Source organism: Streptomyces sp. sk2.1 (genome assembly GCF_008120935.1).
GTDB lineage: Bacteria > Actinomycetota > Actinomycetes > Streptomycetales > Streptomycetaceae > Streptomyces.
In genome coordinates this window covers 1320242-1339461 of sequence record NZ_RDBO01000020.1, presented here as the reverse complement: position 1 = coordinate 1339461, position 19220 = coordinate 1320242, and the positions used below count along the sequence as shown (strand labels likewise).

The window sequence follows — 19220 nt, the reverse complement described above, 5'->3', positions numbered from 1 at the left end:
ATCGGTGGAGCGGAGGGCATCCCGCCCCCACCTCAGTGACGAGCATCACGCCGCCGCGTGATTGTGCGCGGCCCTTTGTATGGACCCCACCAACGCCCCGACCAACGCTTTGTGGGCCACTGATGGTGATCGGGCGTTAACCCGTGGGCTAACGTCAGCCCCAGTCTGTCCCCACCTGCCCTCACCCCCGCGGAGTCCCGATGAGCACTGCTGCCGCCCCTGCCCGTACCGGAGTGGTCCTCGCCGACCTGCTGCCCGCCGCCCGGAACCGTTACGCCGTCGACACGGCGCTGGTCCTCGGCGGCGCCGCGCTCACCGGGATCGCCGCCCAGATCGCCGTGCCGATCCCCGGCTCGCCGGTCCCGGTCACCGGCCAGACGTTCGCCGCGCTCCTCGTCGGCACCGCGCTCGGCGCCCGCCGCGGCTTCCTCTCCCTCGGGGTGTACGCCCTCGTCGGCATGGCGGGCATGCCGTGGTTCGCCGAGGCCCGGTCGGGGATGGCCTTCCCGTCGTTCGGCTACGTCCTCGGCATGCTGCTCGCCGCCGTCGTCGTCGGCGCCCTCGCCCGCCGCGGCGGCGACCGCTCGATGCTGCGCACCGCGGGCACGATGGTGCTGGGCTCCGCGATCATCTACGCGGTCGGCGTCCCGTACCTGGCGCTGTCCACCGGCATGTCGGCGAGCGCCGCGATCGCGGCGGGACTGGTGCCGTTCCTGCTCGGCGACGCGCTGAAGGCGGCGCTGGCCATGGGCGCGCTGCCCGCGGCCTGGAAGCTCGTCGGCCGCCGCGGCTGACGCCGCCACCGCTCGTACGGGGAGGCCCGCCGGATCGCGACACGCGCGCGACCGGCGGGCCTCCGCCATGTCCGGGCACCGGGGAAGCCCCCGACGCCCGGACCCGGCCGGATCCGGCGCCACCCGGACCCGACCGCCGGCCGAACCCGGCGCCGTCAGCCGTCAGCCGTCAGCCGTCAGCCGTCAGCCGTCGGGCGTCGTCGGGCGTCGTCAGGCGCCGTCAGGCGTCGTCAGGCGTCGGCGGGCGCCTTCGCCTCCGTGCCGTCCCGGCGGTTCCTGGCCTCGCGGACCAGCGAGACGGCCACCACCAGCGCCGCGACGAGCAGCGAGAGCAGCACCTGCTCGCGCCCGCCGTCGTCGGTCAGCATGTAGACCAGGACGAACGAGATCATCGCGATGGTCGCCCAGGTCAGGTACGGGAAGAGCCACATCCGTACGATCAGCTTCTCCGGCGACTCGCGCAGGATCATGCCGCGCATCCGCAGCTGCGTGAAGCAGATGACCAGCCAGACGAACAGGGCGACCGCACCGGAGGAGTTCAGCAGGAACTGGAAGACGGTGTCGGGCCACTGGTAGTTGAAGAACACGGCGACGAAGCCGAAGACGACCGAGGACAGGATGGCGGCCTGCGGCACGCCCCGCTTGTTCGTCCGGGCGAACGCCTTCGGCGCGTCCCCGCGGCCGCCGAGCGAGAAGGCCATCCGCGAGGCCGTGTAGAGGCCGGAGTTCAGGCACGACAGCACGGCGGTGAGCACGATGACGTTCATCACCTGTCCGGCGTGCGGGATGCCGATGGAGTTGAGGGCGGCGACGTAGCTGCCGTCCTTCACGATCGACGGGTCGTTCCACGGCAGCAGGGTGAGCACGACGAGGATCGAGCCCAGGTAGAAGACGGCGATCCGCCAGATCACGCTGTTGGTGGCCTTCTGGACGGCGCGCTGCGGGTTCTCCGACTCGCCGGCGGCGAGGGTGACGATCTCGCTGCCCATGAAGGAGAAGACGACCATCAGCACACCGGTGAGGACGGCGCCCGGCCCCTGGGGGAAGAAGCCGCCGGTGTCGGTGAGGTGCGCGAGGCCCGCGCCGGGGTTGTCCGAGCCGGGCAGCAGCCCGAAGACGGCGAGCAGCCCGACGACCACGAAGGCGCCGATCGCCACGACCTTGATCCCGGCGAACCAGAACTCGAACTCGCCGTACGACCCGACCGAGACCAGGTTCGTCGCGGTCAGCACCACCATCACGATCAGCGCCCACGCCCATTGCGGGACGCCCGGCACCCAGCCCTCCAGGATCTTGGCCCCCGCCGTGGCCTCGACGGCGAGCACCACGACCCAGAAGAACCAGTACAGCCAGCCGATCGAGAAACCGGCCCAACGGCCCAGGGCCTGGTCGGCGTAGGCGGAGAAGGAGCCCGAGCTGGGGCGGGCCGCGGCCATCTCGCCGAGCATCCGCATCACGAAGACGACCATCAGGCCGACCAGCGCGTAGGAGAGCAGGATGGCGGGTCCGGCGGCGGCGATGCCGGTGCCGGAGCCCACGAAGAGGCCCGCTCCGATGACGCCGCCGATGGCGATCATCGAGAGGTGGCGGTTCTTGAGGCCCGCCTGGAGGCCGTCGGAGGAGCCCGTGGAGCCCGTGGAGTCCGCGGAGTGGATGGTGTCCGGGGTGTCCGGGCCGTTCGGCCGGTCCGGACCGCCGGGGTGGGGGCCCGGCCCGATCAGAGTCGTCTGCGACGTCATGGATCGAATTCCTTACGTTCTCGGGTCACGCGACGCGTGCCCGGCTGCGGCAGTGGGGTGCGGCAGCGAGTGATGCATTGAAGCCCGACGAACGATGAAAGCGGAACCCCATCCTCCGGTTAGTTGACCGGATCTTTACCGAAGTGTCCTTGCTCACATCGGGGCTCACATCCGGCCCGCGCGTTTCGATCCCCCGGGGTCTCCCGAGGTCCGCCGCGCGTCCCGGGCCGACCGGCCCAAGGGGTCCGACCCCGATGGCGCCCGCCGCGCGGGGCTCGTGCCACACTCGGATGCATGCGCGTGTACCTCGGCTCGGACCATGCCGGTTATGAACTGAAGAACCACCTCGTCGAATGGCTCACGGCCCAGGGCCACGAAGCCGTCGACTGTGGCCCCCACATCTATGACGCCCAGGACGACTACCCGCCGTTCTGCCTGCGCGCCGCCGAGCGGACGGCCGCGGACCCGGACAGCCTCGGCATCGTGATCGGCGGCTCCGGCAACGGCGAGCAGATCGCCGCGAACAAGGTCAAGGGCGTGCGTGCCGCGCTCGCCTGGAGCGAGCAGACCGCCGCCCTGGGCCGCGAGCACAACAACGCCAACGTGATCGCCATCGGTGGCCGGATGCACTCGGTGGAGGAGTCCACCAAGTTCGTCGAGGTCTTCCTCGCCACCCCGTACTCGAACGAGGAGCGTCACACCCGCCGCATCGAGATGCTGACGGCGTACGAGACGACCGGCGAGCTCCCCCCGATCCCGGCCCACCACCCGCAGCAGGGCTGACCGGCCTTCACCCCCTGTGCCGCCGGAACCCCCGGCGGCACAGCCGTTTCCGCCCGGCCGCCCCGTACCGCCGATCCCGCGCGGCCGTTTCCGTGCCGTCGGTCCCGTACCGACGTTCCCGCGCGGCCGTTTCCGTGCCGTCGGTCCTGTACCGACGTTCCCGCACCACCGCGCCCGTACGTCACCGAGGAGAGTCGCCGCCGTGCCCGAGGGACACACGATCCACCGCCTCGCGGCGGACCACCGGGACAGGTTCGCCGGGCGTCCGGTGCGGGTGAGCAGTCCGCAGGGCAAGTTCTCGGACAGCGCCGCGCTGCTCGACGGCCTGACCTTCACCGGTGTCGACGCCCACGGCAAGCACCTCTTCCTCGGCTTCGGGGACACCGGCTGGGTCCACATCCACCTGGGCCTGTTCGGCAAGCTCGGCTTCGGCGCGGTCCCGGCCCCGCCGCCCACCGACACGGTGCGGCTGCGGCTGCTGAACGACGAGCACCACGCGGACCTGCGCGGCCCCACGACGTGCGCGCTGATCACCGAACCCGAGAAGCGCGCGATACACGACCGCCTGGGCCCGGACCCGCTGCGGACCGACGAGGACGGCGAGCGGGCCTGGCAGCGGATCTCGCGCAGCCGGATCACCGTCGCGGCCCTGCTGATGGACCAGAAGGTCATCGCGGGCGTCGGCAACGTCTACCGCGCGGAGGTGCTGTTCCGGCACGGGATCGACCCGTACCGCCCCGGCCGGGACCTCCGGCGCGCGGAGTGGGACGCGATCTGGGCGGACCTGGTGGCGCTGATGCGCGAGGGCGTGCGGAACAACCGGATCGACACGGTCCGCCCCGAGCACACGCCGGAGGCGATGGGCCGCCCGCCGCGGGTCGACGACCACGGCGGCGAGGTGTACGTGTACCGCAGGGCCCGGCAGGCCTGCCACATCTGCGGCGGCGAGATCCGCACCGCCGATCTCGCCGCCCGCAACCTCTTCTGGTGCCCGGGGTGCCAGCGGGCCTGAGACAGGACCCGTGACACCCGGACCGAACCCACGACGTCCCTAGAACCCGTGGGGCAGCCACGGCTCCGGGTCCGAGGAGAACGCCAGCGACGCCTCCGCCAGCGCACCGGGCCGCAGCTCCCGCACCCGGCCGGCCAGGGCCAGCGAGCTCAGCGACTCGCCGCCCAGGTATGCCGACCCCAACTCCCGCACCGAGAGCGCGAGATCGGCAGGATCGTCGGTGCGCCGGCACGACGCGGCGCCCTTCGCGTCACCCGTGAGCCGCCAACGCCCCGCGTTCCAGGGGCAGAACGTGTCCTCGACCTCGAACACCACGTCCACCGGCGCCCGGTACGCCCGCGCCTCCAGCGCCGCCCCCAGCTCCACCAGCCGTACGTGGAGCGAGTCCCGGATCCGGATGTTGCACCGCCGCACGTCCGACACCAGATGCAGCACCGCGTCGTCGACCGGCCGGTTGCCCGCCTCGACGGTCGACGTCAGGTCGATCTCGAAGAGGAACCGCCACAGCGCCGCGTACGCCGCCGGGTCCAGCGCCCCGAGGTCGTTCACCACCACCTTGCCCATGGGGCCGGACGCCTCCCACTTGGGGTGGAGTCGATAGGTCACACAGCCGACGAGCTCGCCGTCCCGCTCCGCCAGCACGTACTGCCGGGCCGAACCGCCCTGCCGCTCGTGCACCGGGTCGACCACGGCCTTCCGGTCCCAGGCGGCATTGTGCGCGGGCGTGCCGGGACGCCCGGCCACCAGCCGCTCGTACACGCTCGCGCACGCGGCCTGGGCCTCGTCCGGCCGCGCGTGGCGCAGCCGGATCCCGTCGGTGCCCTCCGGCACCGTCAGCCCCACCCGGCTCGTGTCGATGGTCAGGGACATCTGCCGCGAGGCCGTGCCGTACCCGAACCGGCCGTAGATCACCGGTTCCGACGCCGTCAGCACCGCGATCGGCTCGCCCAGGGCCCGGACGTCGTCCAGCTGCCTGCGCATCATCGAGGTCAGCAGGCCGCGCCTGCGGTGGGTGGCGGCGACGCTCACCATCGTGACCCCGGCGGCGGGCACCAGGGCCCCGCCCGGCACGGCCAGCCGGAAGCTGAACGCCCCCGTCGTGCCCACGACGTCGTCGCCGTCCCAGATCCCGATCGACCGCTCGTGCTCGGTCAGCTGCTCCTCCAGCTCGCGCTGCTCGGGTGGCTCCGCGACACCGCCGAATGCGAGCTCCAGGCACTCGAACCACTGGTTCCATTCGGACGGACGCAATACGCGAAGCTCTGTAGTCATACGGCCATGACTACCAGGGGCCTGGCTTCCGGGCGACCCGATTTCGAACGCATTGTCACAGGGGCCCCCTGCACCCGGGGCCGTCGGGTAGATAGGGTCCCCGCAATGGCACGACGCGTGGCAACGGACTCGTACCCGGCACGATTGCGGAAATCGGTGCACCGGGCACGCGTCGCGCTGCGCAGATCCGGGGTCGACTACTTCCGCGGCGACGGATCGGACTGGATCGCGCTGGCCGGGCTGCTGCTGACCGTCCCGGTCATCACCTGCGCCACCCTGATCAACCCGCTGTGGTTCTCACCGGCCGCCCTCGTCCTGCCGATCGTCGCGGGCGGACTGCTGCTGCGGCCCGCGAGCCTGCTGGGCCTGTACGCGACCGCCGCCGCGGCCCTGATCGTGGAGTCGCTCGGACTGGGCCGGTACGACGACGGGCCGGGCCGGGTGACGCCGGGCATCGTCCTGGTGGTCGCCGCCTGCGGCTTCTTCGGGCTGGTCCTCGCCCAGTTCCGGGCCCGGGTCGGGGTGCCGTGGCGGCGCGGCGGCACCATGCTCTTCGACCTGCGCGAACGCATCCGGGTGCAGAGCGCCCTGCCCCGGCTGCCGCAGGGCTGGCACCGCGAGATGGCGCTGCGCCCGGCGGGCGGGCAGTCCTTCTCCGGCGACTTCGTCGTGGCCGCCCGCACCAACGGCGGCCGGACCCTGGAGGCCGTCCTCACCGACGTCTCCGGCAAGGGCATGGACGCGGGCTCCCGCGCCCTCCTGCTGTCCGGGGCCTTCGGCGGGCTCCTCGGATCGCTGCCCCCGCACGGCTTCCTGCCGGCGGCCAACGGCTATCTGCTGCGCCAGGACTGGGACGAGGGCTTCGCCACCTCGATCCATCTGGTCCTGGACCTCGAATCGGGCGACTACGAACTCTTCTCGGCCGGGCACCCGCCCGCCCTGCAACTCCACTCGGGCAGCGGTCAGTGGGAGGAGAAGGCGGCCGAGGGGCCGCTGCTCGGGGTGTACGACGGAGCCCAGTTCGACGCCGTGAAGGGCTCACTGGCCCCCGGCGACGTACTGATGCTGTTCACGGACGGCCTGGTGGAGGCGTCCGACCGCGACATCGCGGAGGGCATCGACCGGCTGACCGGCGAGGCCGACCGCTACGTCGCCATGGGGTTCGAGGGCGCCGCCTGGCATCTGATCGAGGCGTGCGCCAAGGACGTCAACGACGACCGGGCGTTGCTGCTGCTGTCCCGCAGGGCCTGAACCCGGAACCGTACGCAAACGGACCGAACCGGGCGCACGTCAACGGGAGTCGGCGTCTCACCGGATCGTGGACACGGCGTGCCGGGGGAGCGGTACGGAAACGGGGCGCGGGAGGGCGGCCGGGAGACACGGAAGTGGCGGCCCGATCGCCCGCCCCTCCGGCCCCGGAACCGCACACCCCCGGTACGACCTGGGGTTTTCCCCACCCCCGATCCGCCAGCAGCCGCCATGTTCCGGGGCCACCCCCGCTCCGTAGGTTCGAAGCACGGCCGAAGGAACGGCCGACGAGCAAGGAGAGGCGGAGATCATGGGGCTGCGAGGCACCCGACGCACGCAGGACGGGCAGCACCCGGCGAGCACCCACCGGGGGGCCGGGCTTTCCGACCTCGCGGTCGAACTGCGCGGTGTCCGCAGGCAGTACGGCCGGGGCGGATCCGCCGTCCACGCGCTGCGGGGCATCGACCTGGCCCTCCCGCGCGCCTCCTTCACCGCCGTCATGGGCCCCTCCGGCTCCGGGAAGTCGACCTTCCTCCAGTGCGCGGCCGGGCTCGACCGCCCCACCGAGGGCTCCGTACGCCTCGGCGGCACCGAGATCACCGGCATGAGCGAGAACCGGCTCACCGAACTGCGCCGCACCCGACTCGGCTTCGTCTTCCAGTCCTTCAACCTGCTCCCGTCCCTGACGGTCGAGCAGAACGTCATCCTCCCCATGCGCCTGGCCGGACAGCGCCCCCGCTCCGCCCGGGGCCGCCGCGAGGCGGCCGAGATGCTCGCCCGGGTCGGCCTCGGCGACAAGGGCGGCCGCCGCCCCGGCCAGCTCTCCGGCGGCCAGCAGCAGCGCGTCGCCGTCGCCCGCGCCCTGGTCACCCGACCCGACGTGGTCTTCGCCGACGAGCCGACCGGCGCCCTCGACACCACCACCGCCGCCGAGATCCTCGCCCTGCTCCGCGACGCGGTGGACGGCCTCGGCGCCACCGTCGTCATGGTCACCCACGACCCGGCGGCCGCCGCCCACGCCGACCAGGTGCTCTTCCTCGCCGACGGCACGATCGCGGACAGCCTGCCGCGCGCCGACACCGCGCGGATCGCCGCCCGGATGACCGCGCTGACCGCCCGCACCACCCCCGTTCGCGCAGGAGCAGCAGCCTGATGTCCCTCGTCCCCAACGGCCTCGCCCGCGCGGCCGTACGCTTCAAACCCTCGTCGTTCGTCGGGACGTTCGTCGCGCTCCTGATGGCCGCGGCCGTCATCTCCGCCTGCGGCATCCTGCTGGAGACCGGTGTGCGCGCCTCCGTGCCCGCCGAGCGCTACGCGAAGGCCCCCGTGGTGGTCGCCGCCGACCAACAGATCCATCTGAAGGTCCGCGAGGACGACCCCGACACTCCCGTGACCGTCCCGGACACCGCCCGACTGCCCCTGGCCCTGGTCGACAAGGCCGCCTCGGCCCCCGGCGCGGCCACCGTGATCGGCGACGTCACCTACCCCGTGCACCGGGACGGCACCCCCCTCACCGCCCACGGCTGGGGCTCGGCCGTTTTCACCGGCACCCGGCTGGCCACCGGCGGGGCACCCCGCGCCGGCGAGGTCGTCGTCCCCGCCGGCACCGGGGCCGGGGCCGGCGACAGGATCTCCCTCGACACCCCCGCGGGCCTCCGGGAGTTCAAGGTCTCGGGCACCACCGCCCCCGGCGCCACCGTCTGGTTCGCCGACCGGCAGGCCGTACAGCTCTCCGGCCACCCCGGCCGGGTCGACGCCCTCGCCGTGCTCGCCGCACCGGGCACCTCCGCCGACGCCCTCGCCGACCAGGTGCGCAAGGCCGTCGGCCACACCGCCGCGGCCCAGGTCCACACCGGCGACGACCGGGGCGCCGCCGAGGACTCGGCCCTCGCGGGCGCCAAGGAACTCCTCTTCGGCCTCGGCGCCTCCTTCGGCGGCGTCGCCGCCATGGTCGCCGTCTTCACCGCCGCCGGTACGGTCGCCCTCTCCGTCGGTCAGCGCGGCCGCGAGTTCGCCCTGCTGCGCGCCATCGGCGCCACCCCGCGCCAGCTGCGCCGCAGCATCGCCGCGGAATCCCTGCTCGTCGCCCCGCCGGCCGGGGCGCTCGGCTGCCTGCCCGGAACCGCCCTGGCCACCTGGTGGTTCGGCCAGCTCCAGGACCGGGGGGCCGTCCCCGAGGCCGTCGACCTGCACGTCTCCCCGCTGCCCATGGCCGTCGCCGTACTCGCCACCATGGCCACCGCGCTGGGCGCCGGCTACCTCGCCGCGCGCCGCCCCGCGAAGATGAAGCCGGGCCTGGCCCTCGCCCAGACGGCCGTGGAACGCGCCCCGTTCGGCGCGATCCGCACCCCGCTCGGCATCGCGGCCCTCATCGGCGGCACCGTCCTCGCCGGCATCGCCGCCGCCGCCTCCGGCATGGACGCGGCGAACGCGGCCCTGGGCGTCGTCATGCTCTTCATGGTCGCCGTCGGACTGCTCGGCCCGGTCATCGCCCGGATCTGCGCCGCCGTCATCGGACTGCCGCTGCGCGCCGCCGGGGCGTCCGGCTCACTGGCCGCCGCCAACTCCCTCACCAACTCCCGCCGACTGGCCTCCGCGATCACCCCGATCGTGCTCGCGATGGCCTTCTCGTCGACGCTCGTCTTCATGCACACCAGCGAGGAACGGGCCACCGCGCACCAGCAGCGCGACGCGATCACCGCCGACCACATCGTCTCCGCCCCGGCGGGACTCGCCTCCGACGCGACCGGACGGGCCGCCGCCACCCCCGGCGTCTCCACCGCCGTCGGCCTGCTCCGCACCGCCGTCCTGGTGCCCGGCGGATCGGCGGGCCCGATGCTCCAGACCGCCTCCGCCCAGGGCGTCATCGGCTCCGGCGAGGAACTCTCGAAGGTCCAGGACCTCGACGTCAGGAGCGGCTCCCTCACCGCCCTGCGGCCCGGGACCGTCGCCGTCGACACCACACTCGCCCAATCGCTCGACCTGGACCCCGGCGACCGGCTCGCCCTGCGGATGCCGGACGGCACCAAGGCGTCCGCGAAGGTCGTCGCGGTCTACGGACGGGGCCTGGGCACCAGCCTCGTCACCCTGCCCGCGGCCGATCTGAAGCCCCATGTGACCTCGCCGTACGCCTCCGACCTGCTGGTGCGCGCCACTCCCGCCGCCGCGCGCGGACTCGCCGCGCTCGGCACCGTCTCCGACCGCTCCGGCTACGCCGCGGCACAGGACGAGGGCCGCGAGCTCAACGCCTGGGCCAACACCACCATGGCCTCGGTCCTCGGCGGATTCGCCGGCATCGCCGCCGTCAACACCCTCGTGATGACCGTCCTCGACCGCCGCCGCGAACTGACCATGCTCCGGTTGGTCGGCTCCACCCGCCGCCAGGTCATGGGCATGATCCGCTGGGAGGCGCTGCTGGTCACGGTCGCAGGGATCGCGCTCGGCACCGGGATCGCGCTGGCCACCCTCGTCCCGATGATGAAGGGCCTGACGGGCGAGTCCCCGTACATCCCGCCGGTGCTGTACGGCTCCTTCGTCGCCGCGACCGTCGGACTCGGCCTCCTCGCCACCACGGTCCCGGCCAGGGCGGCCCTGCGCACGGCGGCCGCCCGTCCGTAGAGTCGGTCCATGACCACTCCACGCGGTGACCTGACCCTGGCCGAAGTCGAGGCGATCGCCCGCGCCGCCCACGCCGGGCAGCGGGACAAGGCGGGCCGTCCGTACACCGAGCACCTCGCGGCCGTCGCCGAGGGCGTACGGGCCAGGGGCGGCAGCGACGAACAGATCGCCGCTGCCTGGCTGCACGACGCGGTCGAGGACGACGCGCTGTCGGAGGAGTGGCTGGCCGGTGCCGCACTGCCGCAACAGGTCAAGGACATGGTCCTCGCCGTCACCAAACGGGACGGCGAGGACCTCGTCGCGTACACCCGGCGCATCCTCGACACCCCGGGCGCCCTGCTGGTCAAGGAGTCCGACCTGGCCCACAACGCCGACCCGGACCGCCTCGCCGTACTGGAACCGGCGACCCGTACCCGGCTGACCGAGAAATATGCCCGGGCACGGAAGCTGCTCGGGCTCACCCCGCCCCGACGACCCGGTGAACAACAGGTTCAAGCCAACACGGCGCGGTCCTGACCCCAAGGGCGGGGCCCCGCGGGCAGGGCCCCGAGGTCAGGACCGCGGAGTCAGGACCGGGGCCGGAGCCGCGGAGTCAGCGTTCGGCCGGATCCCGCCGGAACGCCCACTTCATGTCCGGTTCCGTCACGGCGCGCAGCGCCCGCCGCACCGGCGGCGTGCACATCACCGTCACCGCGGCGGCCGCGACCACGGAGACGAGGATCAGGCCACCGGGCGCCGCGAGCCACTCGTAGAGGTCGAACACCCCGGCGTAACCGGCTCCCTTGATCAGGAAGCCGTGCAGCAGGTAGCCGCAGATGGTGCCGGCGCCGAGCACCGTGAACCACGTGCGGCGGCGCGGCACCCAGGACAGGAACCCGGCGGTGAGCAGCAGTGCGCAGCCGAACATGACCAGCGTCATCACGGCACCGGACCACCACGGGGCGCCCATCTCCTGCGCGCTGTTGCTGCGGTAGAACCAGCCCAGCTGCATCCGGGGCGCCGCCCAGTACGCGCACAGCAGGGCCGCGGCGAACAGCGGGAGCGCGAACATCCGCACCTCGCGCCGGCGCACCGCGTGGAAGTGCTCGGGCCGCAGCCGCAGTCCCAGCACGAAGAACGGCAGGAACTGCAGGACGCGCTGGAGGTCGAGGTCGTCGCCGATCGTCGGGGAGAGGGAGGCGAGCATCGCGATGCCCAGCGCGACCGGCAGCGGATGGCGCAGTGACTGCCACAGGGGCGTGGTGATCCGCCAGACGAACAGCGCGATCAGGAACCAGGTGAGGTACCAGGGGTCGATCAGGCTGATCGGCTGGTCCGGCGAGTCGTCCGCGTACCGCTTGAACAGCGAGTACGCGGTCTCGAACACCACATAGGGCACGGCGACGCCGGTGATCAGGCGCCGCACCTTGGCGGCGGACATGTCGAAGGAGCGGGAGAAGTAGCCGGAGACGATGATGAACGCCGGCATGTGGAAGGTGTACGCCACCATGTACAGCGCACGGGCGGTCCGGCTGCCCTCCATCACCGGTTCCCACGAGTGCGCCACCGCGACGAGCACGATGGCCAGATATTTGACGTTGTCGAAGTAGGCGTCGCGCTTCTTCGTCGGAGGGGGCGCCGACGGCTTGTTCGCCGCGGGTGCGGGAGCCGCGGTGGCGGTCGTCGTCCCTCGGTGTCTGGGCTCCGACTCCCGGGTCGCCGATGGGAGCGGGGCCCTCTGAAATGCGTTCGGAGCGTGGAACATCTCACGCACCTTAGACGCCTCGATTGCAATTCGTAAAACCGCTCACGGATATCTCGCGTTCCCTCCCAATCGAAAGCGAAACCGCCGTCAACCGCCCGCTATGCGCCGATTCATCCACCTTAAATGGTGCATAGCGGCAGGCTGTTGTGGGTCGTTAATTTCATCGCACCCGAACCTTGGAATTGCGTGTGAATGAAGTGTGGGGATATGGAAACCATCACATTCGCAGCCCTGTTCGGGAGGGTTATTCACAGTCGGCGCACAGGCACGGGGGGCTCGCGACGGCCTCCGTGCGACCCGCGTGCGGCCGTGCGCCCCTGGCGTGCGCGGGGCGTGAGGATGGCGCGATCTCGTCAGTGTGATCCGTCACCCGGCAGCGACCACAGGGGAGTTGGTGGCACGATGGAGCGCGACGGAGGGTGCTCGGCCGCACATCTCCGGGCCGGCAAGGTGTACCGACCAAGGGTGTGATCAGTCGTGGCCATTTCACTGTCCGTGGTGCTCATGTTTGCGATCATCCTGGTGGTCATGATCCGGGGTGGTTCCATCAAGCCCGGGCCCGCGGTCGTCGCGGCGCTCTTCGGCTTCTTCCTGGCGTCGACCGGCATGGCGCCGTCGATCAACCGGTTCATGAACTCGATAGCCGAGACCATCAACCAGATCTCCTTCTGACCCCGCAGCCCCGCCGGCGCCGCCGACCCTGCGACAGATGCCGTACGGGGCCCGGCGCGTGGACCTCTCCCGGTCCGCTGCGGGGTGCCTTCGTGCGGGGCGCCCTCGCGGGCCGCGGGCGAAGGACGCGGCCGTGGAGCACCGAGGGCGGAAGAGCGCAGAACGCAAGAAGAGCACAGAACGCAAAGGGCCCGGTCCGGCGAGTGATCTCGCCGGACCGGGCCCGAGCATGGAGCGGGCGACGGGAATCGAACCCGCGTAGCTAGTTTGGAAGACTAGGGCTCTACCATTGAGCTACGCCCGCGAGGCCGCACCGCAGGTCCGGTGACCCGGCGGCACGTGAAGCATCGTAGCGGGTCGTGGGCGCTGCCCGCACACCCGTTGTCGCGGCGACCCGGCACGGCGTCCGACGGCACCCGCCCGGAGGGGCCGACGCACTGTCCGACTGCATGTACCCTACGTGTCGCACCGACGGGGTGTGGCGCAGCTTGGTAGCGCGTCCGCTTTGGGAGCGGAAGGTCGTCGGTTCGAATCCGGCCACCCCGACCACCGGCAAGATCAGTGACCATCGCGAGCGGCGTCCCGGGGCCGCTCGCGGGATCGCGGAGCACGGGCAAGATCGCATTGTGGGAGTCCGACTCCTTGCCGTTACTATGCAAATTGCGTGCCCGTGTGTCTGATGTACCGGGCTCGGTCCGCGAAGCCGCCTCCCGTGCGGCGGAGCAGAACCCCAAGAAGTCAGCCACAAGGAGACCGAACCGTGAAGAGCGCCGTGGAGACCCTGAACCCGACCCGGGTTCGGCTCACTGTCGAGGTGCCCTTCGAGGAGCTCAAGGACAGCCTCGACGCGGCGTACAAGAAGATCAACCAGCAGGTCACGGTGAAGGGCTTCCGCAAGGGCAAGATCCCTGCCCGGGTCATCGACCAGCGGTTCGGTCGCGGTGCGGTGCTGGAGGAGGCCGTCAACGACGCGCTCCCGAAGTTCTACACCGAGGCCGTCAACGAGGGTGAGCTCAACGTCCTCGGTCAGCCCGAGGTCGACATCACCGAGCTGAAGGACGGCGAGCTGCTGGCCTTCACCGCCGAGGTTGACGTACGCCCCGAGATCGAGATCCCGGACTACTCCGGCATCGAGGTCACCGTCGACGCCATCGAGGTCACCGACGAGGACGTCGAGAAGGCCGTGGAGCAGCTCCGCGCGCGCTTCGCCTCCACCAACCCGGTCGAGCGCGCCGCCGCCGAGGGCGACGTCGTGACGATCGACCTGGAGGCCAAGGTCGACGGCGAGGTCCTGGAGGACGGCGTGGCCGAGGGTGTCTCGTACACCATCGGTTCCGGCGAGCTCCTCGACGGCATCGACGCCGCGGTCACCGGCCTGGAGGCGGGTGGCGAGGCCACCTTCACCTCCGAGCTGAAGGGCGGCTCGGCCGAGGGCAAGGAGGCCGAGGTCACCGTCAAGGTCTCCGCGGTCGCCGCCCGTGAGCTCCCCGAGCTGGACGACGAGTTCGCCCAGATGGCCAGCGAGTTCGACACCCTCGACGAGCTGAAGGCCGACAGCCGCAAGCGCCTGGAGAACACCAAGCAGTACGACCAGGCCACCCAGGCCCAGGAGCGCGTCCTGGACGAGCTGCTCAAGCTCGCCGAGGTCCCGATCCCGGAGAAGCTGCTCGCGGACGAGGTGCAGACCCGCAAGCACAACCTGGAGCACCACCAGCTCGGCCAGATGGGCCTGACCCTCGAGAAGTACCTGGAGATCCAGGGCAAGACGGTCGAGGAGTTCGACGCCGAGACCTCCGAGCAGGCGATCAAGGGCATCAAGACCCAGTTCGTCCTGGACGAGATCGTCAACAAGGAGAAGCTGAACGTCAACCAGGAGGAGCTCACCGAGCACCTCATGCGGCGTGCGGCTTCCTCCGGCATGAGCCCCGACCAGTTCGCCCAGGCCGTCGTCGAGGGCGGCCAGGTGCCGATGCTCGTCGGCGAGGTCGCCCGGGGCAAGGCGCTGGCCGTGGTCGTCGAGGCCGTCAAGGTCGTCGACACCAACGGCGAGGTCATCGACCTGGAGGACGAGGAGGAGGCCGTCGAGGCCGTCGAGGCCGCCGAGGGCACCACCGAGGCCGCCGCCGACGCCGCCGCCGAGGCCGCCGAGGAGAAGAACGAGGCCTGAGCCTCGCGCTGAACCCCTTCGACGGGCTCCGGACGCAGTCGCGTCCGGAGCCCGTCGCCATATGGCACGCGGTGCCCCACAACCCTTGTGCGGACTGCGGACCTTGCGCTCCGAGCGAACAGTTGCGGAAGCGGGATGGCGTTGTCCCACCTGCGCGTTAGGGTCCATGAATAGGAAGGGCAGGGGAGTCCCCGCCCACCCGGTACGAAGACGCTGAGACGGCCGGAGCCGTCAGAGACGAGCAGGTGGATACGTGACGAATCTGATGCCCTACGCCGCCGGAGAGCCGTCCCTCGGTGGAGGCCTCGGTGACCAGGTCTACAGCCGGCTGCTCGGCGAGCGCATCATCTTCCTCGGTCAGCAGGTCGACGATGAGATCGCCAACAAGATCACCGCGCAGCTGCTTCTTCTCGCCGCGGAGCCCGAGAAGGACATCTACCTCTACATCAACAGCCCCGGTGGTTCGGTGACGGCCGGCATGGCGGTCTACGACACCATGCAGTACATCCCGAACGACGTGGTCACCATCGGCATGGGCATGGCGGCCTCGATGGGCCAGTTCCTGCTCACCGGCGGTACCGCGGGCAAGCGCTTCGCGCTCCCGAACACCGACATCCTCATGCACCAGGGTTCGGCCGGCATCGGCGGTACGGCCTCGGACATCAAGATCCAGGCCCAGTACCTGCTGCGCACCAAGCAGCGCATGGCGGAGATCACCGCCCGTCACTCCGGCCAGACCGTCGAGACGATCATCCGCGACGGCGACCGCGACCGCTGGTACACCGCGGAGGAGGCCAAGGAGTACGGCCTCATCGACGAGATCATCACGGCCGCATCGGGCGTTCCGGGCGGCGGCGGCACCGGCGCCTGATCCGGCACCCACCGGATCGGCTCCACCGCCCCGCGCACCTCTCGTACGCCGAGACACCCAGCCACAGAACGCCACCAGGATGGTGAACACCCACATGAACAACTTCCCCGGCGCCTCCGCGAGCGGCCTCTACACCGGCCCGCAGGTGGACAACCGCTACATCGTCCCGCGCTTCGTGGAGCGCACCTCGCAGGGCGTGCGCGAGTACGACCCGTACGCGAAGCTCTTCGAGGAGCGCGTGATCTTCCTCGGCGTGCAGATCGACGACGCCTCCGCCAACGACGTCATGGCGCAGCTGCTGTGCCTGGAGTCGATGGACCCGGACCGGGACATCTCCATCTACATCAACAGCCCCGGCGGCTCGTTCACCGCGCTCACCGCGATCTACGACACGATGCAGTTCGTGAAGCCGGACATCCAGACGGTCTGCATGGGCCAGGCGGCCTCCGCCGCGGCCGTGCTGCTCGCCGCGGGCACCCCCGGCAAGCGCATGGCACTGCCCAACGCCCGCGTGCTGATCCACCAGCCGTCCTCGCAGACCGGCCGCGAGCAGCTCTCCGACCTGGAGATCGCGGCCAACGAGATCCTGCGGATGCGCACCCAGCTGGAGGAGCTGCTGGCCAAGCACTCCACCACCCCGCTGGAGAAGATCCGCGACGACATCGAGCGCGACAAGATCCTGACCGCCGAGGACGCCCTCGCCTACGGTCTCGTCGACCAGATCGTGTCGACCCGCAAGCAGGCGGCCTCGGCCGTCTGACGTCCGCCTTCGCCCCTTGGCACACGGGGTTCGCCCGGCTTCCGCCGTGTGAACCGTGCCAAGGGGGCCCCGAACGGGGGGCAAGGCAAGGTACCGTCTGATAGAGGCACCAGGAGCCGCTGAACCAAGCTGCTCCCAGGCGAAGGGGAAGCACCTCGTGGCACGCATCGGTGATGGCGGCGACCTGCTCAAGTGCTCGTTCTGCGGAAAGAGCCAGAAGCAGGTGAAGAAGCTCATCGCGGGTCCCGGTGTGTACATCTGCGACGAGTGCATCGATCTCTGCAACGAGATCATCGAGGAGGAGCTCGCCGAGACCTCCGAGGTGCGGTGGGAGGAACTCCCGAAACCGCGCGAGATCTACGAGTTCCTCGAGGGGTACGTCGTCGGGCAGGAGCCTGCGAAGAAGGCCCTCTCGGTCGCTGTGTACAACCATTACAAGCGGGTCCAGGCGGGCGAGAACGGCGGCGCGCAGGGCCGGGACGACGCCATCGAGCTGGCCAAGTCCAACATCCTGCTGCTGGGCCCCACGGGCTCCGGCAAGACGCTGCTCGCGCAGACGCTGGCCCGCATGCTCAACGTCCCGTTCGCCATCGCCGACGCGACGGCGCTGACGGAGGCCGGCTACGTCGGCGAGGACGTCGAGAACATCCTGCTGAAGCTGATCCAGGCCGCGGACTACGACGTCAAGAAGGCCGAGACCGGGATCATCTACATCGACGAGATCGACAAGGTCGCCCGCAAGAGCGAGAACCCGTCGATCACCCGTGACGTCTCCGGCGAGGGCGTCCAGCAGGCCCTGCTGAAGATCCTGGAGGGAACCACCGCCTCCGTGCCCCCGCAGGGCGGCCGGAAGCACCCGCACCAGGAGTTCATCCAGATCGACACGACGAACGTGCTGTTCATCGTGGGCGGTGCCTTCTCCGGCCTGGAGCGGATCATCGAGTCCCGGGCGGGTGCCAAGGGCATCGGCTTCGGCGCGACCATCCGCTCCAAGCGAGAGATCGAGGCGAGCGACCAGTTCCAGGAGGTCATGCCGGAGGACCTGGTGAAGTTCGGGATGATCCCGGAGTTCATCGGCCGGCTGCCCGTCCTCACCTCGGTCCACAACCTGGACCGCGAGGCGCTGCTGCAGATCCTCGTCGAGCCGCGCAACGCCCTCGTGAAGCAGTACCAGCGGCTGTTCGAACTCGACGGCGTGGAGCTGGACTTCGACCGCCCGGCCCTGGAGGCCATCGCCGACCAGGCGATCCTGCGCGGCACCGGCGCGCGCGGTCTGCGGGCCATCATGGAGGAGGTCCTCCAGTCCGTGATGTACGAGGTGCCGTCCCGCAAGGACGTCGCCCGCGTGGTCATCACGGCGGACGTCGTCCGCAACAACGTCAACCCGACCCTGGTCCCGCGCGAGCCGCGCACGATCGGCAACGGCGACGGCGGCCGGCACGAGAAGTCCGCGTAACGGATACGTACGCATACGGAAGAGGGGCGCCCGGCCGGGCGCCCCTCTTCCGCGTAACGCGAGGTGATCAGGCCTTGACGCGGGACGTGTTGTAGAGGGTGGCGGTCAGATCGGCCAGGGACTCCTGGGACATGCCCTTGCCGGAGATGGCGAGTGCCACGTCGATACCGTTGACCACGCCGACCGTGCTGTAGTCGGCCCAGGCGCAGACCGGGACGGTGAACTCCTTCGGGCCGTTCTTCATGGTGCCGTCGCCCTCGGGATTGGTGATCTTCAGGTCCTGGCACTTCATCAGCGCACCGCTGAACCCGGACGGTTCGAAGGACTGGGGGCTGCCGACGAGCTGGAGGCTCATCTTCGACTCGCTCTTCTGCAGCGCGGCCTTGGCGAGCTCGAAGGACTGGTCGACGGCCTTGGCCGGGTCGGCGACCTCGCCCCAGTACCCCTGGAGGGTGAGCGACTTGGCGGTGAGGTCGTTCTTCCCGGAGCCGGCCTCGTAGCTGGTACCCGCCTGCTGGGGGTTCTTGATGCCCAGGGCCGCGGTCTCGGCCTTCTCCTCGTCGCTCGTCACCGCCCCGGAGCGGTCCCTCAGCGACTGCTTCTTGTACTCGCCGACGGAGGCGGCGGGCTTCAGCTTGTAGCCCCTGGTGGAGTCCGCGACGTCGCCGTTGTCGGGGCCGCCCGAGGCCAGGAAGTACACCCCGCCCCCGATGACCGCCAGCGCCACGACCACGGCGGCGACGATCAGGCCCGTCTTCTTCTTCGGCTCCGCCGGGGGGAACGGGGGCTGCCCGCCGTAGGCCGGCTGGCCGCCGTACGGGGGAGTGGGGGGCTGCTGACCGTACGGGCCGGGCTGCTGGGCCGGCGGGTAGCCGTAGCCCTGCTGGGGCTGCTGCTGGGGGTATCCGTACCCAGGCTGCCCCTGCGGGGGCTGCTGGCCGTACGGGCCCGGCTGCTGCTGGCCGTACGGGCCGGGCTGGCCCTGGGGCTGACCACCGTAGGGTCCGGGCTGGCCCTGGGGCGGCTGGCCGCCGTACGGGCCCGGCTGGTTGTAGCTCATCTGCGGTGTCCCCTGTTCGTCATG

The 19220-nt window shown here is 71.1% G+C and carries 16 protein-coding genes and 2 tRNA genes; 13 read left to right on the top strand and 5 right to left on the bottom strand.

Annotated elements, in window-relative coordinates:
• The first annotated feature begins 200 nt into the window (after positions 1-200).
• Entirely contained in the window at positions 201-794 is a 594-nt protein-coding gene (locus EAO76_RS09450) for a biotin transporter BioY (protein ID WP_148835189.1), read from the top strand.
• Positions 795-1024: 230 nt separating this feature from the next.
• Here the strand turns inward: EAO76_RS09450 and EAO76_RS09445 are convergent, their stop codons facing one another.
• Positions 1025-2533, bottom strand: a complete 1509-nt coding sequence (locus tag EAO76_RS09445) for an amino acid permease (protein WP_148835187.1) — start codon at positions 2531-2533, stop codon at positions 1025-1027.
• A 294-nt stretch (positions 2534-2827) separates the two neighbouring features.
• Between EAO76_RS09445 and EAO76_RS09440 the strand changes: the two genes are divergently transcribed.
• On the top strand, positions 2828-3316 hold the full coding sequence (locus EAO76_RS09440; protein ID WP_148835186.1) for a ribose-5-phosphate isomerase: 489 nt from the start codon (positions 2828-2830) through the stop codon (positions 3314-3316).
• Positions 3317-3518: 202 nt separating this feature from the next.
• On the top strand, positions 3519-4328 hold the full coding sequence (locus EAO76_RS09435) for an Fpg/Nei family DNA glycosylase (protein WP_148835183.1): 810 nt from the start codon (positions 3519-3521) through the stop codon (positions 4326-4328).
• Positions 4329-4367: 39 nt separating this feature from the next.
• On the opposite strand, the gene EAO76_RS09430 is transcribed toward EAO76_RS09435, so the two are convergent.
• Positions 4368-5600, bottom strand: a complete 1233-nt coding sequence (locus EAO76_RS09430) for a GNAT family N-acetyltransferase (protein ID WP_148835181.1) — start codon at positions 5598-5600, stop codon at positions 4368-4370.
• Between the two features lie 105 nt (positions 5601-5705).
• On the opposite strand from EAO76_RS09430, the gene EAO76_RS09425 reads away from it, so the two are divergent.
• The 4 genes from EAO76_RS09425 (at position 5706) to EAO76_RS09410 (ending at position 10982) form a co-directional block, all read left to right on the top strand.
• On the top strand, positions 5706-6851 hold the full coding sequence (locus EAO76_RS09425) for a PP2C family protein-serine/threonine phosphatase (protein WP_148835179.1): 1146 nt from the start codon (positions 5706-5708) through the stop codon (positions 6849-6851).
• A 307-nt stretch (positions 6852-7158) separates the two neighbouring features.
• Positions 7159-8001, top strand: a complete 843-nt coding sequence (locus EAO76_RS09420; protein WP_148835178.1) for an ABC transporter ATP-binding protein — start codon at positions 7159-7161, stop codon at positions 7999-8001.
• Complete coding sequence (locus tag EAO76_RS09415) at positions 8001-10466, top strand: ABC transporter permease (RefSeq protein WP_148835176.1); 2466 nt, start codon at positions 8001-8003, stop codon at positions 10464-10466. The genes EAO76_RS09420 and EAO76_RS09415 overlap by 1 nt, the downstream gene beginning before the upstream one ends.
• Positions 10467-10475: 9 nt before the next feature.
• Entirely contained in the window at positions 10476-10982 is a 507-nt protein-coding gene (locus EAO76_RS09410; RefSeq protein WP_148835174.1) for an HD domain-containing protein, read from the top strand.
• 76 nt (positions 10983-11058) lie between these two features.
• On the opposite strand, the gene EAO76_RS09405 is transcribed toward EAO76_RS09410, so the two are convergent.
• Positions 11059-12210 (bottom strand): acyltransferase family protein, encoded by a 1152-nt coding sequence (locus EAO76_RS09405; RefSeq protein ID WP_148835172.1) that lies wholly within the window; start codon positions 12208-12210, stop codon positions 11059-11061.
• A 477-nt stretch (positions 12211-12687) separates the two neighbouring features.
• Here EAO76_RS09405 and EAO76_RS09400 point away from each other — a divergent pair, with 477 nt between their 5' ends.
• The gene (locus EAO76_RS09400; protein ID WP_148835170.1) at positions 12688-12882 is read left to right on the top strand and encodes a hypothetical protein; all 195 of its coding nucleotides are present in this window, start codon (positions 12688-12690) and stop codon (positions 12880-12882) included.
• Positions 12883-13112: 230 nt separating this feature from the next.
• Here the strand turns inward: EAO76_RS09400 and EAO76_RS09395 are convergent.
• Positions 13113-13186: transfer RNA gene (locus EAO76_RS09395), tRNA-Gly, on the bottom strand.
• 168 nt (positions 13187-13354) lie between these two features.
• On the opposite strand from EAO76_RS09395, the gene EAO76_RS09390 reads away from it, so the two are divergent.
• The 5 genes from EAO76_RS09390 (at position 13355) to clpX (ending at position 18136) form a co-directional block, all read left to right on the top strand.
• A tRNA-Pro gene (locus tag EAO76_RS09390) sits at positions 13355-13431 on the top strand.
• Between the two features lie 211 nt (positions 13432-13642).
• Positions 13643-15049 carry a trigger factor gene (gene tig / locus EAO76_RS09385; RefSeq protein WP_148835168.1) on the top strand — a complete coding sequence of 469 codons (1407 nt, stop codon included), beginning with the start codon at positions 13643-13645 and terminating at the stop codon, positions 15047-15049.
• A gap of 265 nt (positions 15050-15314) precedes the next feature.
• Positions 15315-15920, top strand: a complete 606-nt coding sequence (locus EAO76_RS09380) for an ATP-dependent Clp protease proteolytic subunit (RefSeq protein WP_187438547.1) — start codon at positions 15315-15317, stop codon at positions 15918-15920.
• Between the two features lie 79 nt (positions 15921-15999).
• Positions 16000-16680, top strand: coding sequence for an ATP-dependent Clp protease proteolytic subunit (locus tag EAO76_RS09375; RefSeq protein ID WP_148835164.1), 681 nt, complete (start codon positions 16000-16002; stop codon positions 16678-16680).
• A gap of 157 nt (positions 16681-16837) precedes the next feature.
• Complete coding sequence (gene clpX / locus EAO76_RS09370; RefSeq protein WP_148835162.1) at positions 16838-18136, top strand: ATP-dependent Clp protease ATP-binding subunit ClpX; 1299 nt, start codon at positions 16838-16840, stop codon at positions 18134-18136.
• A 67-nt stretch (positions 18137-18203) separates the two neighbouring features.
• Here the strand turns inward: clpX and EAO76_RS09365 are convergent, their stop codons facing one another.
• Positions 18204-19196 carry a hypothetical protein gene (locus EAO76_RS09365; RefSeq protein ID WP_148835160.1) on the bottom strand — a complete coding sequence of 331 codons (993 nt, stop codon included), beginning with the start codon at positions 19194-19196 and terminating at the stop codon, positions 18204-18206.
• Positions 19197-19220 lie beyond the last annotated feature (24 nt).

Coding starts and splice junctions, on each gene's coding strand:
- EAO76_RS09405 (WP_148835172.1), bottom strand. CDS start 12,210: ATGTTCCACGCTCCGAACGCATTTCAGAGGGCCCCGCTCCCATCGGCG.
- EAO76_RS09380 (WP_187438547.1), top strand. CDS start 15,315: ATGCCCTACGCCGCCGGAGAGCCGTCCCTCGGTGGAGGCCTCGGTGAC.
- EAO76_RS09410 (WP_148835174.1), top strand. CDS start 10,476: ATGACCACTCCACGCGGTGACCTGACCCTGGCCGAAGTCGAGGCGATC.
- EAO76_RS09440 (WP_148835186.1), top strand. CDS start 2,828: ATGCGCGTGTACCTCGGCTCGGACCATGCCGGTTATGAACTGAAGAAC.
- EAO76_RS09425 (WP_148835179.1), top strand. CDS start 5,706: ATGGCACGACGCGTGGCAACGGACTCGTACCCGGCACGATTGCGGAAA.
- EAO76_RS09365 (WP_148835160.1), bottom strand. CDS start 19,196: ATGAGCTACAACCAGCCGGGCCCGTACGGCGGCCAGCCGCCCCAGGGC.
- EAO76_RS09420 (WP_148835178.1), top strand. CDS start 7,159: ATGGGGCTGCGAGGCACCCGACGCACGCAGGACGGGCAGCACCCGGCG.
- EAO76_RS09375 (WP_148835164.1), top strand. CDS start 16,000: ATGGTGAACACCCACATGAACAACTTCCCCGGCGCCTCCGCGAGCGGC.
- EAO76_RS09430 (WP_148835181.1), bottom strand. CDS start 5,600: ATGACTACAGAGCTTCGCGTATTGCGTCCGTCCGAATGGAACCAGTGG.
- EAO76_RS09445 (WP_148835187.1), bottom strand. CDS start 2,533: ATGACGTCGCAGACGACTCTGATCGGGCCGGGCCCCCACCCCGGCGGT.
- EAO76_RS09415 (WP_148835176.1), top strand. CDS start 8,001: ATGTCCCTCGTCCCCAACGGCCTCGCCCGCGCGGCCGTACGCTTCAAA.
- EAO76_RS09450 (WP_148835189.1), top strand. CDS start 201: ATGAGCACTGCTGCCGCCCCTGCCCGTACCGGAGTGGTCCTCGCCGAC.